The 16612-nt window shown below is 54.3% G+C and carries 15 protein-coding genes; 13 read left to right on the top strand and 2 right to left on the bottom strand.

The window, feature by feature from the left end:
• Positions 1-6: 6 nt before the first annotated feature.
• From EVJ33_RS09590 to spo0A, 4 genes are all read left to right on the top strand, one after another.
• Positions 7-828: a TlyA family RNA methyltransferase gene (locus EVJ33_RS09590; RefSeq protein WP_131436593.1), complete on the top strand. Its 822-nt coding sequence runs from the start codon at positions 7-9 to the stop codon at positions 826-828.
• Positions 829-969: 141 nt separating this feature from the next.
• Positions 970-1419: a transcriptional regulator AhrC/ArgR gene (gene ahrC, locus EVJ33_RS09585; RefSeq protein WP_131436591.1), complete on the top strand. Its 450-nt coding sequence runs from the start codon at positions 970-972 to the stop codon at positions 1417-1419.
• Between the two features lie 13 nt (positions 1420-1432).
• On the top strand, positions 1433-3130 hold the full coding sequence (recN, locus tag EVJ33_RS09580) for a DNA repair protein RecN (protein WP_131436589.1): 1698 nt from the start codon (positions 1433-1435) through the stop codon (positions 3128-3130).
• Positions 3131-3862: a sporulation transcription factor Spo0A gene (spo0A, locus tag EVJ33_RS09575; protein ID WP_131436587.1), complete on the top strand. Its 732-nt coding sequence runs from the start codon at positions 3131-3133 to the stop codon at positions 3860-3862.
• Positions 3863-4475: 613 nt separating this feature from the next.
• On the opposite strand, the gene EVJ33_RS09570 is transcribed toward spo0A, so the two are convergent.
• Positions 4476-4724, bottom strand: a complete 249-nt coding sequence (locus tag EVJ33_RS09570; protein WP_131436585.1) for a DUF2627 family protein — start codon at positions 4722-4724, stop codon at positions 4476-4478.
• 130 nt (positions 4725-4854) lie between these two features.
• On the opposite strand from EVJ33_RS09570, the gene EVJ33_RS09565 reads away from it, so the two are divergent.
• The 8 genes from EVJ33_RS09565 (at position 4855) to EVJ33_RS09530 (ending at position 14457) form a co-directional block, all read left to right on the top strand.
• On the top strand, positions 4855-6492 hold the full coding sequence (locus tag EVJ33_RS09565; protein ID WP_131436583.1) for a sigma 54-interacting transcriptional regulator: 1638 nt from the start codon (positions 4855-4857) through the stop codon (positions 6490-6492).
• 122 nt (positions 6493-6614) lie between these two features.
• Positions 6615-7511 (top strand): phosphate butyryltransferase, encoded by an 897-nt coding sequence (gene yqiS / locus EVJ33_RS09560; RefSeq protein WP_131436581.1) that lies wholly within the window; start codon positions 6615-6617, stop codon positions 7509-7511.
• 19 nt (positions 7512-7530) lie between these two features.
• Complete coding sequence (locus tag EVJ33_RS09555; protein ID WP_131436579.1) at positions 7531-8652, top strand: Glu/Leu/Phe/Val family dehydrogenase; 1122 nt, start codon at positions 7531-7533, stop codon at positions 8650-8652.
• Between the two features lies 1 nt (position 8653).
• Entirely contained in the window at positions 8654-9745 is a 1092-nt protein-coding gene (gene buk, locus EVJ33_RS09550; RefSeq protein ID WP_131436578.1) for a butyrate kinase, read from the top strand.
• Positions 9729-11138: a dihydrolipoyl dehydrogenase gene (lpdA, locus tag EVJ33_RS09545; RefSeq protein ID WP_131436576.1), complete on the top strand. Its 1410-nt coding sequence runs from the start codon at positions 9729-9731 to the stop codon at positions 11136-11138. The genes buk and lpdA overlap by 17 nt, the downstream gene beginning before the upstream one ends.
• A 21-nt stretch (positions 11139-11159) precedes the next feature.
• Entirely contained in the window at positions 11160-12158 is a 999-nt protein-coding gene (locus EVJ33_RS09540) for a thiamine pyrophosphate-dependent dehydrogenase E1 component subunit alpha (protein WP_029595280.1), read from the top strand.
• Positions 12158-13135: an alpha-ketoacid dehydrogenase subunit beta gene (locus EVJ33_RS09535; protein ID WP_131436574.1), complete on the top strand. Its 978-nt coding sequence runs from the start codon at positions 12158-12160 to the stop codon at positions 13133-13135. The genes EVJ33_RS09540 and EVJ33_RS09535 overlap by 1 nt, the downstream gene beginning before the upstream one ends.
• An 11-nt stretch (positions 13136-13146) precedes the next feature.
• Positions 13147-14457 carry a dihydrolipoamide acetyltransferase family protein gene (locus EVJ33_RS09530; protein ID WP_131436572.1) on the top strand — a complete coding sequence of 437 codons (1311 nt, stop codon included), beginning with the start codon at positions 13147-13149 and terminating at the stop codon, positions 14455-14457.
• 77 nt (positions 14458-14534) lie between these two features.
• On the opposite strand, the gene EVJ33_RS09525 is transcribed toward EVJ33_RS09530, so the two are convergent.
• Positions 14535-15311 (bottom strand): sporulation protein, encoded by a 777-nt coding sequence (locus tag EVJ33_RS09525; protein WP_131436570.1) that lies wholly within the window; start codon positions 15309-15311, stop codon positions 14535-14537.
• A gap of 100 nt (positions 15312-15411) precedes the next feature.
• Here EVJ33_RS09525 and EVJ33_RS09520 point away from each other — a divergent pair, with 100 nt between their 5' ends.
• The gene (locus tag EVJ33_RS09520; RefSeq protein WP_131436568.1) at positions 15412-16596 is read left to right on the top strand and encodes a class I SAM-dependent methyltransferase; all 1185 of its coding nucleotides are present in this window, start codon (positions 15412-15414) and stop codon (positions 16594-16596) included.
• Positions 16597-16612: the final 16 nt, after the last annotated feature.

Below are 16612 nucleotides of genomic sequence, written 5' to 3'. Positions count from 1 at the left end.
GGAACTATGGAAAAACGAAAGAAAACTAGACTAGATGTGCTCATCGTCGACCGCGGCTTAGCGGAGACGAGAGAGAAAGCGAAACGGGCCATCATGGCCGGTCTCGTTTATAGTGGGACCGAGCGGCTTGATAAGGCGGGGGACAAGGTGTTCGACGACATCCCGCTCGAAGTGAAAGGTCAAGTGTTGCCATATGTCGGACGGGGCGGACTGAAGCTTGAAAAAGCGCTCCAAGTCTTCCCGTTCGACGTGGGTGGAAAAATCGGCATCGATATCGGCTCATCGACAGGCGGATTTACGGATTGTGCGCTCCAAAACGGGGCGACGCAAATGTACGCCGTCGATGTCGGCTATAACCAATTGGCATGGAAGCTACGGAGCGACGACCGCGTCATCGTCATGGAGCGGATGAACTTCCGACACGCCACTGCGGAACAGTTCCCGCTAGCGCCAGACTTTGCGACGATTGACGTGTCGTTTATCTCACTTCGGCTCATGATCCCACCGTTGAAGACGATTTTGAAGCCGGACGGGATCGTCATGGCGCTCGTCAAGCCACAATTTGAGGCCGGGAAGGCCGATGTCGGTAAAAAAGGCATCGTCCGGGACCGAGCCATCCATGAACGTGTCGTCGACGATATGGTCCGCCATTTCGCATCGGAAGGGTTTCATGTGGCAGGTCTTGACTTTTCGCCGATCACAGGTGGGGACGGGAACATCGAGTTCTTATTGTTCGCCCATTTTACCGGCGTCGGCGGAATTGATCCCGGACTCGACGTGAGTGCGGTCATCGACGCCGCCTACGCGCAATTGAAAAAGAACGCTTGAGCTGCAGACGTTTCGTCTGTAGCTTTTTTATGCGCGGATGCGACCGACTCGGGAAATCATCCTGCGAATGCTAGACCTTTTTTCGACAATACTTTAGAATGATACTGAGTATGTGAAACATAAAATGAGGTGTCAGCGAGTATGAATAAAGGACAGCGCTTGATTAAGATTCGAGAAATCGTGACCAATCGTGAAATCGAAACACAAGATGAGCTCGTCGACGAGCTCCATCGCTCCGGATATCCGGTGACACAAGCGACCGTGTCACGAGACATCAAAGAGCTTCATCTCGTGAAAGTGCCGCTCAACGACGGGCGCTATAAGTACAGTCTTCCTGCCGATCAGCGCTTCAACCCGTTCGGCAAGATGAAGCGGATCCTCGGGGACAGTTTCGTCTCGATCGACTCGGCTCAAAACTTGGTCGTCATGAAAGTGTTGCCGGGTAATGCGGATGCGATCGGTGTCTTGATCGACCATTTGTCATGGGATGAATTAATCGGAACGGTGTGCGGGGACGACACGATCTTGATGATCGCTCGTGACGAAGACCAGGCGAAACGAATCATCGAACGACTACTCGGAATGTTATGAGGTGAATTATCGTATGTTAGCAGAACTATCGATCAAACAATTTGCGATCATCGATGAACTGAATATCACGTTCAACCGTGGGATGACCGTATTGACAGGGGAGACTGGGGCCGGGAAATCAATTTTACTCGATGCCATCGGTTTGCTTGTCGGGGGCCGTGGTTCGAGCGAATTCGTCCGCTATGGACAAGACAAGGCGGAGATCGAAGGGCTGTTCAACGTCGAACCGGACCATCCGATCATCGATGCGGCGACCCAATACGGCATCGAAATCGAAGAAGGGACCGTCATTTTGCGCCGCGATTTACATAGCAGCGGGAAAAGCGTCTGTCGTGTCAACGGCAAGATGATGCCGTTGTCGACACTTCGCGAACTTGGACGGCTACTTGTCGATATTCACGGCCAGCATGAGCACCAACATTTGATGGATGCCGAATACCATCTCGGCATTTTGGATAGCTTCGCTGAAACCGAACTCGCTCCGCTTCTCGAGCATTATCGCGCCGCTTACGTCGACTGGAAGAACGTCGCCGATGAGTTGAAACGATTGAGTCAAAGCGAGCAAGAGTTGGCCCAACGCATGGACCTGCTCGCGTTCCAGACGAATGAGATCGAGGCGGCCGAGCTGAAGGTCGGTGAAGAGCAAGCGCTCACCGAGGAACGGAACGAGCTCGCCAATTTCGAACGGATTCATCAACACGTCCGCTTGTCGTATGAGGCGGTCGCGGATGAGGCGAAAGGACTCGACCAAATCGGCATCGCCATGCGTGAGATGGAGGAAGCCTCCGCGCTGTCGACATCGCTCGCGCCGATGGCGGAGACAATCTCAAACGCCTATTTTTTGCTCGAAGACGCAAAGTTCCAATTGCGAGATCAGCTCGATTCGCTCGAATTCGACCCGATTCGGCTCGATGAGATTGAGACGAGGCTCGCCTTGTTCCAACAATTGAAACGAAAATACGGGGCCACAATCGACGAGGTCATCACGTATGGGGAAAAAATCGCTAACGAGTTAAAATCGATGACGAATCGGGAAGAACATCTGCAAGAACTATCAGATCGTCTTGCCCGTCTCGAAGAGAAGGTCCGTATGACAGGAATGGCGTTATCGGCGGCCCGCAAACAAGCAGCGACCGAGCTCGAGAAAGCGATTCAGCGTGAACTGAAGGAATTGTACATGGAGAAGACCCAGTTCGAAGTCCGGTTCAAAGAAGGGCCGTTCAAAGCGGACGGACTCGATCAAGTCGAGTTTTATATGATGACGAACGTTGGCGAACCGTTCAAGCCACTCGCGAAAGTTGCCTCGGGCGGTGAATTGTCCCGGGTCATGCTCGCTTTGAAGTCAATCTTCTCTCGAACGGTCGGTGTCGCGTCCATCATCTTCGACGAAGTGGATACAGGCGTGTCGGGGCGGGTCGCGCAAGCGATGGGCGAGAAGATTTTCCGTCTATCGGTCGGATCACAAGTGCTCTGCATCACCCACTTGGCCCAAGTGGCCGCTATGGCGGATCAACATTTGTATATCACGAAAATGGAAACAGATGAGCGCACGAAGACGAACGTCTCGACGCTCGGGCATGCTGAACGGGTCGATGAGCTAGGACGGATGATTGCCGGGGCACAGATGACGGATTTGACGAAACGACATGTGGAGGAGCTACTCACTATGTCTCTCCAATTAAAACGGAAGTTTATCGAAGGGGTGTCTTAATTGATCACATTATGCATCGCGGATGACAATCGAGAAATCGTCGATTTGTTGACCCGCCAACTCGAGTCCGAAGACGACTTAACAGTCGTCGGGACCGCCTACGACGGCGAGGCATGTTTAGACGTCGTCAAGACACACCAACCGGATGTACTCCTGCTCGACATCATCATGCCGCATCTGGACGGCATCGGCGTCCTCGAACGGTTACAGACGGAATTGGCGAACGCCAAACCGGAAGTGATCATGCTCAGTGCGTTCGGCAAAGATGAAGTGACGAAGCAGGCCGTTCAACTCGGCGCATCTTACTTTTTGGTCAAGCCGTTCAACATTCAACAATTGATCACGAAAATTCGTGAACTCGCTGCCGGTTCGAGTCGAGAGTTCGAGGCGATGTCGCCAGAAGAACTCGACATTTCACTGTTGTTGCAACAACTTGGGATTTCACCGCGTATCAAAGGATTCAAATACATTCGTCAAGCTGTCGTCTATGTCCGGGAGCGTCAAGAACTGCTCGGATTGATTACGAAGGAACTGTATCCGATGATTGCGAAAGAACATGAGACGACATCTTCCCGTGTGGAACGAGCGATGCGCCATGCCATCAAAACGGCGTGGGAGAACGGGATGCGCGACCACGAAATGTTCGATGGGCGGCCGGAGCGCGAGCGTAGTCCGAAAAATTCCGAGTTTATTTCTTATTTTGTTACGTATCAATCATTTAAACAGCAATGAAATGATCAGGAGGTCTCCTCCTGATTTTCTTTTACTTTGTTAAAGAAAGCGCTTGCAAATCGAGAGGAACTTGTTATAATAAAGGTGTACCAAGTTACTTGGACGAGCGTCAGATGAACGCTTTCTAACATGTTCCGGAACAGGTTAGAGCAAGAAATCATCTCGGACCGCTATCCGTCAATAGCTCAGAGGTGTGAACGACATCTCAAATCGTCATCGTCCCGACGAGAGGTCGCGGCGCACGCTCATTTGCGAGGCGATTCCGGCATCAGTTCGAAGCTAGGGACTATGTCCGGGGAAAACGAATCGTTCAGTTGACCAAAAGGAGTGTTGTCAACCGTTGAACAGTTTATGGCAAGCGTTCGACTTCACGATGGATGGTTCGACATGACCCGATGAATATTCGTTAGTAACTAGAATGGGTACATTTCCGTTCACGCAAGACGGCAGTTACTAATTTCTTTCAAACTTCTTCATTAAGAAGACCATTGGACCTCATGTCACAAGATTGTAGCAAGTAGGAGAGGAGATCATCCGTAGTGATCACAATTCAATATGAATAAAAAGGTTCCGCACTTGAAATGAAGTCAAGTTTGGGAACCTTTTTTTGTGTTCAAGAATCTATTCGCGGTACTTTGCCTGTTTTCTTGTCACGATTGAAGATATAACCTGCGACAAAACCAATCCCGCCCATCGCGATTAACAGCCCGAACGTACCTTGGAGCATTGAGGCGGCTGCCACCGACTCGATCCAAGAGAATGGGACGCTCGTTTTGAGGAAGAAGCTGTCGCGGAGTAACTTGATGCCATAGACACCGAGCAGGCCAGGGATGATCAAGATCAGCAGTGCGATCATGCGCATAGGATCTCCTCCTTAACACTCATTATTTTAACAGAAAATACATACGTCGACACGGCCTTTTTTAGGAGGTTGCGAAATCAGTTTAGGTTCAGTAGCATGAATGAAGAAAGGTAAGATGGGGGATGTGAGAATGAATAAACGATTGATGATTGTCGGTGCGGGGAAAGGCGGGACCGAGGTGCTAAAGATGTTGCTCGACTCACCGCTCGTTACGGTCGTCGCCGTCATCGACCCGGAAGCAACGGCCGAAGGTGTGCAACTCGCGCGTAACCACGGCATCAAAACGGCTGGAGATTGGCGGGTGTGTGCCGATAAGCGCCTCGATTTCGTCATTGAGACGACGGGCCGCACTGAGACGTTTGATGAGTTAAAAGAACATTTCGTGGACGCGGTCGTCTTGCCTGGGGAATTTATTCGGATCGTCGTCGAACGCTTGAAGCAGAACCAACAGATGCTTGAGGCGATTATCGACTGTACGAGCGAGGCGATCTCGGTCGCCGACCATAACGGGAACACGATCTTGATCAATCCGTCCTATACACGGCTGACGGGATTTAAAAAAGAAGACGTCGTCGACAAGCCGGCGACAGCGGACATTGGCATGCAGGAGAGCGTCCATTTAAAAGTCCTCTCGACGGGGCAAGGCGTCCGTGACATCCGGATGCAAATCGGTGCGACACGCCGAGATATTCTCGTTAACGCCGAACCGATTATCGTCGAAGGAAAACTGCGTGGTTCGGTCGGCGTCATCCGGGACGTGTCCCAAATCCGGGCGCTCCGGGACGAGTTGCAGGAAGCAAAGACACGGATCCGAAACCTTGAGGCGAAATATCAGTTCGCCGATATCATCGCGACGAGCGAGAAGATGCGATTTGTCATCGAACAGGCTAGGCTCGCCGCCGTCACCCCTGTCACCGTGCTCATCCGAGGTGAGTCGGGAACAGGTAAGGAGTTGTTCGCCCATGCCATCCATGGCGAGTCTCCCCGCAAATATAAAAAGTTCGTCCGTGTCAACTGCGCCGCCATCTCGCCGACGCTCCTCGAGAGCGAACTATTCGGTTATGAGGATGGAGCGTTTAGCGGGGCGAAACGAGGCGGTAAGGTCGGGTATTTCGAAGAGGCCGATGGCGGTTCACTCTTCCTCGATGAGATCGGCGAGTTGCCGGTCGATGTCCAGGTCAAATTGCTACGTGTCTTACAGGAGCATGAAATCGTCCGAGTCGGAGGCACGAGTGCGATCCCGGTCGACGTGCGAATCATCGCGGCGACGAACGCCGATCTCGAACTGAAAGTGGCCGATGGAACGTTTCGCGAGGATTTATACTACCGGATTAACCGGATGCCGATCCATATTCCGCCGCTCCGGGACCGGCTCGAGGAAATCGAACCGCTCTGTGAGCGTATCGTCCGCAAGTTGAATCAAGAGTACGGCCGCAGCGTGCGCGGTGTGAACCTAGAGGCGACCGAGCTGTTGAAGAGTCAACACTGGAAAGGCAACGTCCGTGAACTCGAGAACGTGCTTGGTCGGGCGATGATTTATATGGCGAGTGCGGATCAGTGGATCACCCCGCACCATCTCCAACTCTCGACCCGTGTCACCTCGACGCGGCCGGTGGACGCCCTGTCTCTTAACGACGCCGTCGCTCGTTATGAACGGGATTTGATTGAACGGGCAATCGAAGAGGCCGACGGAAATAAGTCGGAAGCGGCACGTCGCTTACACATTTCAATCCGAACGCTGTATAATAAACTTGACCGTATGCAATAAATTACCTGCACATATTTTCATACTAAGCAAATAAATGCATGGTAGTCCACTAATTAAAGCGCTTTCAAAGTTGGCATCAAACTTGCATGGTAATAAGAGAAGACAGGCAAGGGGGGACATACATGAATTTTGAACGGATGCTCGAACAAGCGAAACAGCTGCACGGGCGAACCGTCTCGATTGCTGGGGCGGCCGACTTAGAAGTCATCCGCGCCGTCAAGCTCGCGACCGATCACGGATTATCTCGGTTTAAACTGATCGGGGATGCCCGAGAAATCAAACGGTTATGTGACGAACAGGGCATCGACGAGGATGCAGTCGACATCATCCACGTCAAGGGCGACAAAGAGATTGCCAAACGGGCGACGCTCGCCGTCAAGACAGGGGAAGCCGATGTGCTCATGAAAGGAATGGTCGCGACATCGACGTTTATGAAAGCTGTGCTCAGCCGCGAGGCGGGACTGAGGACGAACCGAACACTCAGTCATATCGCTCTGTTCCAAATCCCGAATCGAGAACGGCTGATCGGCGTGACCGATGCCGCGATCCACATCGCCCCGACACTCGATGAAAAAGTCGAGATCATTCACAACGCTGTTGCGGCGATGCATGACATTGGTTACGTGTCGCCTAAAGTGGCTGCGATCGGGGCGGTCGAGGTCGTTAACCCGCAGATGACAGCGACACTCGACGCTGCACTGCTCAGTCAGATGAACCGGCGCGGCCAGATCAAAGGCTGTGTCGTCGACGGACCGCTCGCGCTCGACAATGCCGTCGATATGGTCGCTGCCCAACAAAAAGGCATCGCTAGCGAGGTCGCAGGACAAGCCGATTTATTGCTCGTCCCATACATAGAGGTCGGCAACGTCCTTTATAAGTCGATGATGTATTTTGCCGGAGCGAGCGTGGCGGCCATCGTCGTCGGCGCGGCCGCACCGGTCGTTTTGACAAGCCGGGCCGATACGGCCGAGGCCAAGCTTTACTCACTCGCGTTCGCGCTCTTACATGCCAAAAAATAAACTTATGGAGGAATCATTAATGATGGAAACAAACATGGAACCACGCTTTCGTATTTTCGACGTCTTACAGGCGGAGGACTATGAGCAAATCGTCTTTTGTCAAGACCAGGCATCAGGATTGAAGGCGATTATCGCAATTCATGACACGACGCTCGGACCTGCACTCGGGGGGCTGCGCATGTGGAACTATGCCTCGGAAGAAGAGGCGCTCACGGACGTCCTCCGTCTCGCCAAAGGCATGACGTATAAAAATGCGGCGGCTGGGCTCAATCTCGGGGGCGGCAAGGCCGTCATTATCGGGAATGCGAAGACGGACAAGTCAGAGGCGATGTTCAGAGCGTTCGGTCGTTACGTGCAATCACTAAGTGGCCGTTATATCACGGCAGAGGACGTCAACACGACGGTCGCCGATATGGACTTCATCCACATGGAGACCGATTATGTGACCGGCGTCAGCCCTGCGTTCGGCTCGAGCGGTAACCCGTCTCCAGTGACGGCGTACGGTGTCTATCGTGGCATGAAAGCGGCGGCAAAATGGAAGTTTGGTTTGGACTCGCTCGCCGGCAAGACGGTCGCTGTCCAAGGCGTCGGGAACGTCGCCTACAACTTGTGCCGTCACCTGCATGAAGAAGGGGCACACTTGGTCGTCACCGACATTAACGAAGAAGCGCTCAAACGTGCTGAGACGGACTTCGGCGCGACGGTCGTCAAACCGGACGAAATTTATGCGGTCGATTGTGACATCTTTGCCCCGTGTGCGCTCGGAGCGGTCATCAATGACAAGACGATTCCGATGCTTAAAGCCCAAATCGTAGCTGGTGCTGCGAACAACCAACTCGCCGAGGATCGTCACGGGGACATGCTCGAGGAGCGCGGCATTCTTTACGCGCCAGACTTCGTCATCAACGCGGGCGGTGTCATCAACGTGGCCGACGAGCTCGAAGGCTATAACCGTGAGCGGGCGATGAAGAAAGTCGAACTCATCTATGACAACATGCAGCGCGTCTTCGAGATCGCTGAACGCGACGGGGTACCGACGCATGTCGCCGCCGAGAAGATGGCAGAGGAGCGGATTCAGATGATGTCGCGCTCGCGCAGCCAGTTCTTGAAAGTCGAAAAGAGTTTGCTCGGTGGGCGCTGATATGACACGACAGCTCATTCTCGCCATCAACCCGGGTTCGACGTCGACGAAGGTCGGCTTGTTTGACGGAGCGGACGAGATGTTATCTCGTACCGTCCGTCACGAAGCCGACGTCACAGGATTGTCACTTCCGGAGCAACTGCCATATCGTGAACGTGAAGTGCGGAACTTATTGGCTGAGACGGGCATCGCGGGCGAAGATTTGTCCGCGATCGTCGGTCGCGGCGGCTTGCTCGCCCCGATGACATCGGGGACGTACGCCGTCAACTCGCTCATGCGGGAAGACTTGGCGAGCGGTCGCTTCGGGATGCATGCCTCGAACTTGGGTGGATTACTTGCTTATAAACTCGGTGAATTATTTCAGGTACCGAATTTCATCGTCGATCCAGTCGTCGTCGATGAGCTAGGCCCGCTCGCTCGTGAGACGGGAATACCAGAGATCAATCGTCGCAGCATCTTTCACGCCTTGAATCAAAAGGCGGTCGCGAAACGTTTCGCAGCCGAAAATGGAAGCGATTACAAACAACTCAACTTGATTATCGCCCATCTCGGAGGAGGTATCACAGTCGGGGCCCACGCCAAAGGGGCCGTCATCGATGTGAACAACGGACTCGACGGCGATGGGCCGCTCGCACCGGAACGGGCCGGCTCGATTCCTGTTGGACAGGTAGTAGAACTATGTTATAGTACCAGGTATAAAGAGTCGGAAATGAAACAGAAAATCGTCGGACGCGGAGGGCTGTTTGCCCACCTCGGAACGTTCGACGCGATCGAGATCGAACAGCGCATGGCAGATGGCGATGAACAGGCCGCTCTTCTTTACGAGACAATGGCATACCGCGTCGCCCAGGAAATCGCCAAACATGGCGCCACGTTACGCGGCGACGTCGACGCGATTCTGTTGACGGGTGGCATCGCCTATTCGACTTGGCTGACCGAGCAAATCAGTGCGCGCGTCGGCTATTTGGCGCCGGTCCACATCTATCCGGGCGAAGATGAGCTGAAGGCACTCGCCGAAGGCGCACTCCGGGCCATTCGACATGAAGAAGCAGTTCGAGAATATGAGGGGGATACACATGGCACGAGAATTTGAGATCGTCGTCATCGGCGGCGGTCCTGGCGGATATGTCGCAGCCATCAAGGCGGCCCAAGCCGGGAAAACTGTCGCAATCGTTGAGGCCGAGAAACTCGGCGGGACATGTCTACATAAAGGCTGCATCCCGACGAAAGCGTTGTTGAAAGCGGCCCACGTCTATCAGACGGCAAAACACGGGAGCACGTACGGTGTTGAGACAGAGGCCGTCACGTTCAACATGGAGCGGGCCCAGTCGTTCAAACGCGACTTGGTCGCGGGACTAGAAAAAGGTATTGAGCACTTGATGAAGCAAGGTAAAATCGAGGTGTTTCGCGGAAAGGCATCGATTTTGGGACCTAGTATCTTCTCGCCGCAGCCGGGAACGGTCGCGGTCGAAGACGAATCCGGGGAGTCCGAACTCATCTTGCCGAACCAGCTCATCATCGCGACAGGGTCGATTCCGCGCGAACTGCCAGGCCTGCCGTTTGACCATACACGCATCTTGAACTCGGACGACCTGCTTCAGTTTGAGCAGTTGCCAGAATCCATCGCCATCGTCGGCGGTGGGGTCATCGGTGTCGAATGGGCCTCGATGCTTATCGACCTTGATGTTGAGGTCACGCTGATTGAAGTCGGGGAGCGTCTGTTGCCGCTCGAAGACAAGGCGGTGTCACGGGAAGTCGAGCGACTCCTGAAAAAACGGGGCGTCCGTGTGTTGAAGAACGTCACCGTCGACCCGGAGCGTACAGAAGTAGCAACCGATGCTGTCTCGCTCGTGGTCGGCGAAGAGACGATCTCGGTCGAGTGTGTGCTCGTCTCGGTCGGACGGGTCGCCAATACGGAACATCTCGGGTTACAGAACACATCGATTGTCGTCGAGAACGGTGTCATCCAAGTTGATGAACAGTATCGGACGAAAGAACGTCACATCTTCGCCATCGGGGACTGCATCGGCAAGCTCCAGCTCGCCCATGTCGCCTCGGCAGAAGGTGTGAAGGCGGTCGAGACGATTCTCGGTCACGAGCCGACTCCGCTCGATTATGCGTTGATCCCACGTTGCGTGTACGGGGTGCCGGAAGTCGCATCGGTCGGCATGACCGAAGAAGGTGCCAAAGCAGCCGGGCATGAAGTGAAGACGGGCACGTATCGCTTCAACGGCCTCGGCAAGGCCCGCATCGAAGGACAGGCGGACGGATTCGTCAAACTCGTGTCGGACAAGTCAACGGACGACCTGCTCGGTGTGCATATCGTCGGACCAAAAGCGACAGAACTGATCACAGAAGGCGGACTCGCTCTCGTCTTGAACGCCACGGCATGGGAAATGGGCCAACTCGTCCATCCTCACCCGGCGCTGAGCGAAGCGTTCCAAGAAGCGGCACTGGCCGTTGACGGATTACCGATTCACGCCTAAGGAGGAAACAGAATGGAACAGATGACTGTGAATTCATATGAGGAACTAGGATTGACGAAACAAGACCTCGGTGCGATGTACGAGACAATGGTCCGTGCCCGTAAAATCGATGAGCGCATGTGGAAATTGAACCGTGCCGGAAAAATCCCGTTCGTCGTCTCGTGTCAAGGACAAGAGGCGGCCCAAGTCGGGGCGGCGTTCGCGCTCGAAAAAGGGACGGACTATATTCTTCCGTATTACCGTGATGTCGCCGTTGTCCTCCACTTCGGACAGACGGCTCGCGATTTGATGTTGTCGGCGTTCGCCAAGGCGGAAGACCCAAACTCAGGTGGCCGTCAAATGCCGGGCCATTTCGGTTCGAAACAGCATCGCATCGTGACGGGCTCGTCTCCAGTGACGACACAAGTGCCGCATGCGGTCGGTGTGGCGCTCGCCGCCAAACTGAAAAAAGAAGAGCTCGTCACGTTCGTCTCGTTCGGAGAAGGCTCATCGAACCAAGGTGACTTCCACGAAGGTGCAAACTTCGCGGGCGTGCATAAGTTGCCTGTGATTTTGTTCTGTGAGAACAACAAATACGCCATCTCGGTACCGCTCTCGAAGCAACTCGCTTGCGAGCGCGTATCTGACCGCGCCAAAGGTTACGGGATGCCGGGCGTCACGGTCGATGGGACAGATCCGATCGCCGTTTATGTCGCCGTGAAAGAAGCCCGCGCCCGCGCACTTCGCGGCGAAGGCCCGACGCTCATCGAAGCCGAAGTCGAACGTCTCGTACCGCACTCGTCGGATGACGATGACAAAGCGTACCGCTCGGTCGAAGAGTTGGCTGACCTTAAGAATCGCGACGGGAATCAATTGTTCCGGAAGCGTTTGATTGAAGATGGCGTCATGACCGAGGAAGAACTCGCAGAAATCGAGGCGAATGTCGATCGTGAAGTCAATGAGGCGACTGCATACGCCGATAAGGCACCATATGCGTCTCCTGAATCGACGATGGACCATGTGTACGAGGGGGAAATGTGATGAAAACGTTTATTGAAGCGATCAACGAAGCGATTCACGAAGAGATGGAACGCGATGAGAACGTCTTCGTGCTCGGGGAAGATGTCGGCGTTCGAGGCGGTGTGTTCCGCGCGACGCAAGGCTTGATTGAGAAGTACGGCGAGGACCGCGTCATCGATGCGCCGCTCGCCGAGAGCGCGATCGCAGGTGTCGGAATCGGGGCGGCCATGTATGGCATGCGTCCGATCGCCGAAATGCAATTCGCCGACTTCATCATGCCGGCGGTCAACCAAATCGTCTCCGAAGCGGCAAAAATCCGTTACCGTTCAAATAACGATTGGACGTGCCCGATGGTCATCCGAGCACCGTTCGGCGGCGGGATTCATGGCGCGCTCTATCACTCCCAATCGGTCGAGGCGATGTTCAACTCGACGCCTGGACTCAAAGTCGTCATCCCATCTGATCCGGTCGATGCGAAAGGATTGCTCAAGTCGGCCATCCGCTCGAACGACCCGGTCCTCTTCTTCGAACATAAACGGGCGTACCGCCTCTTGAAAGCCGACCTTCCGACCGACGATTATACGGTCGAAATCGGCAAGGCCGCCGTCAAGCGGGAAGGTGACGACATCACAATCATCACGTATGGTCTGTGTGTCCATATGGCCCAGGAAGCGGCGAAGACGCTCGAAGCCGAAGGCATCAGCACGCACATCCTCGATTTGCGCACGATCTATCCGCTCGACCAAGAGGGGATTGTCGAAGCCGTCAAAAAGACCGGGAAAGTACTCCTCGTCACCGAGGACAATAAAGAAGGCAGCATCATCGGGGAAGTTGCGGCCATCATCGCGGAGAAAGCGCTGTTCGAACTCGATGCGCCGATCGAGCGTCTGGCGGGACCTGACGTTCCGTCGATGCCGTATGCACCACCGATGGAAAAGTTCTTCATCGTATCCCCTGAAAAAATCGCGGAGCGGGCTCGTCAGCTCGCCGCCTTTTAAGGAGGGGTCATATGGAACAGTCAATTAACATGCCACAGCTCGGGGAAAGTGTCACGGAGGGGACGATTACAACGTTTCTCGTCAAACCAGGTGACCGCGTCGAGGAGTATGAGCCACTCGCCGAGGTTATGACCGATAAAGTAACCGCTGAGATTCCGGCGACAAGTGCCGGCATCGTGAAACAGATTTTAATCAGTGAAGGGGACACGGTCGCCGTCGGCACACCGGTCCTCGTCATGGAAGTCGAAGGTGGCGAGTCGTCGCCGGCGAAAGCAGAACCGGCACAAGTCGAAGCGGCACCGGTCGAGACGAAGCAAACGGTCACTGCAGCGTCGGCCGCGCCACGAAAACAGAATAACGGCCGTTTCTCGCCAGCCGTCATCCGACTCGCCAATGAGAACGCGATCGACTTGAACGAACTCGACGGCAGTGGCCTCGGTGGTCGCATCACGCGCAAAGATGTCCTCCGCTACTTGTCAGAAGGCCGTCCGGTCAAGCAGGAAGCGGCGACGCAGGCACCAGTCCAAGAGACGATGACACAAACGAAGCTCGACGTACCTGAGACGGTCGCCGCACCGGCTGTCACGGCGTCGGTAACGACAGCTCCTGACGTCTCATCGGACCGCGTCGAGTTGATTCCGACGGCAGGTGTCCGTCAAGCGATCGCCAACAACATGGTCCGCTCGAAACATGAGGCCCCGCATGCGTGGCTCATGATCGAAGTCGATGTGACGAACCTTGTCACGACCCGGGCTAAATTGAAAGACGAGTTCTTTAAACGGGAAGGCGTCAAACTGACGTTCATGCCGTTCTTTATGAAGGCGGCCATCGAGGCGCTGAAAAAACACCCGATGATGAACTCGGAATGGGCGGGCGACCACATCAAAGTCCACCAAGACATCCATCTATCGGTCGCCGTCGCGGCGAACGATGCCCTCTACGTGCCGGTCATCAAACATGCGGACGAGAAGAACATCAAAGGGCTCGCTGTCGCCCTTCAAGACGTGGCGGCCCGTGCCCGCGGCAACCGTTTGAAAGCGGACGAGATGCGCGGCGGCACGTTCACGATCAATAACACCGGTGCGTTCGGTTCGATTCAATCTGCGCCGATTTTGAACTACCCGCAAGCGGCGATTTTGTCGGTCGAGTCGATCGTGAAACGTCCCGTTTGGGTGAACGGGATGTTCGCGGCGCGTGATATGGTCAACTTGTGTATGTCGGTCGACCACCGCGTCCTCGACGGTCTCGTCGCCGGTCAATTCTTGCAGGCGATTAAGCAGTCGCTCGAATCGATCGACCCGGACACGTATACGCTCTACTGATTCACGTCCTGCCTTCGACCGAGGGCAGGATTTTTCGTATCAAAAAAGCCACGGATCTGTTTCCGTGGCTGCATGGTTCAGATGGAACGTTCAATCAACGTCTCGAGGTCGCTTCGGATGCGCTCGGGCGAGGCGAGCTCGGCGTTCGTGTAGCTGAGGCGGTGTGTCGACTCGTCGGTCCCGGTCAAGTCGGCGAACAGACTGCCGAGATTATGGACGCTCTTGTCGACTTGGATCAATAGGTCAAGGGAAGACTCCGTTTGAAGCATGACGACTTCAAGCTCATCGAGTTTGCGCCCATAGCTCGTCCCGTTCGGTGAATATTCGAGTTCTTGGGCGATCGGGAGGCGACCAGAACGATGGCGGGCCGGAAGCATCTCCGTATCGGCTTTTTTCAAGCGGAAGCCGATATCGTCAAGCACGTCGAGGACGACTTGTTGCGCGTGATTTGGTTTGACGAGAATTGAGTCCTCGTCTTTCGGATCGACGGCTTGAGCGATATCGAGCCCGGTCTCAATCCATGATTTCGACTGACTGACCGAAATCGGCGTGTTGAACGGCACGTCGATCGTGAACGGGATTTCTTTCACTTCTTCGGGACCAATCATGAACGGCGCCTCGTTCAACGAGATTTTTTCGATTGTGAACGTCGAGTACGTCGTCTTGTCGTTCACTTCATGTTTATAAAGCGTGTTGAAAAAGATGTAAATCCGGTCGACCGATTGTTCGATGTTGCCACCTTTGATATGGACGACGCCGTCGAGCTTCCCGCCTGGCACGCAAGCACTCTCGGTAAGTCGCGTATCGACCGTCGCGGCACCGATTCCGATCGATGATAATAACTTTTTGAACATACAATGATCCTCCTTTGACGTTTGCACGTGTTCGTGTAATAGTATGTACGAATACACGTGACTAAAAGTTTCGAAACTATTGAAAAAAAGGATGAACGCAGTGGAATATACAGCATTAACCGAACGGCTGGCTGATGTGATTCGCCAGAACGAGCTCGTCACGGCGACAATCAGCCAACCCCGTCTAAAATCGAACGATTTACGCCGGGTCAAATTGAAGCCGCTCCTGTTGAAAGGCGAGTACCATATACAGTTCGAATACCAATTTGAACGGGTGATGAAACATAAAAATCTCACACCGGACGAGGCGGTCATCGAACTCGATGAATTGCTCGAGACGTTCCGCCAAGGACAGTTCCAGTTGAAGGCGTCCGAGTTCCATTTTCAACTGTCTAAAAAGTTCAAAGTGACGTTCAAAGAGCGCGAGACGGCCGTCAAACAAGTGAAGCTGAGTCATAACCGCGAGAAGCAGTACGTGTTGCCGCTCGATGAGCCGGTACCGTTCCTGATCCGACTCGGCGTCCAGTCCGAGGATGGGAAAGTGAAGCGCCAAAAGTATGACAAATTCAAACAGATCAACCGCTTCCTTGAATTCATCGAAGACTCGATCAAACATTTACCGACCGACCGGACCATCCGAATTCTCGATTTCGGCTCAGGGAAGTCGTATTTGACGTTCGCCCTCTATCACTTCTTGCATGAAATGAAAGGCTATGACGTCCATATCACCGGACTCGATTTGAAGAAAGAAGTCATCGAGGAATGTGCCGGGATTGCGCGCGACCTTGGGTATGAACGTCTCGAGTTCCTCGTCGGGGACATCAACGAGTTCGAAGGCGAAACGGCGGTCGATATGGTCGTCACGCTCCATGCGTGCGACGTCGCAACGGATATGGCGCTCGCTCGTGCCGTGCGTTGGGGGGCGAAAGTCATCTTGAGCGTGCCGTGTTGTCAAAAAGAATTGAACCGTCAACTTGAGGCACCGAGCCTTGACGTCATGTTGCAGCATGGACTCGTCAAAGAACGGTTCGCGGCGCTCGCCACCGATTCGATTCGGGCCGAATTACTTGGACTCGTCGGCTATGAGGCGCAACTCCTCGAGTTCATCGATATGGAGCACACGCCGAAGAACATCCTCATCCGGGCCTATTTGACGAACCGGGAAGCGACCGCTGAAGCGCGGGCCCGCTATGTGGCCTTCAAGACGCTGTTGAACGCGACACCGTTCCTCGAAGGACAATTGAGCGATAGACTTGTCCTAACCGATCCACTAGACGTAAAATAAGAAAGAACAGACGCAA

Origin of the sequence: Exiguobacterium sp. SL-10 (assembly GCF_004337025.1) — a bacterium.
Taxonomy (GTDB): Bacteria; Bacillota; Bacilli; order Exiguobacteriales; family Exiguobacteriaceae; genus Exiguobacterium.
This window is presented reverse-complemented; position numbering and strand designations above follow the sequence as displayed.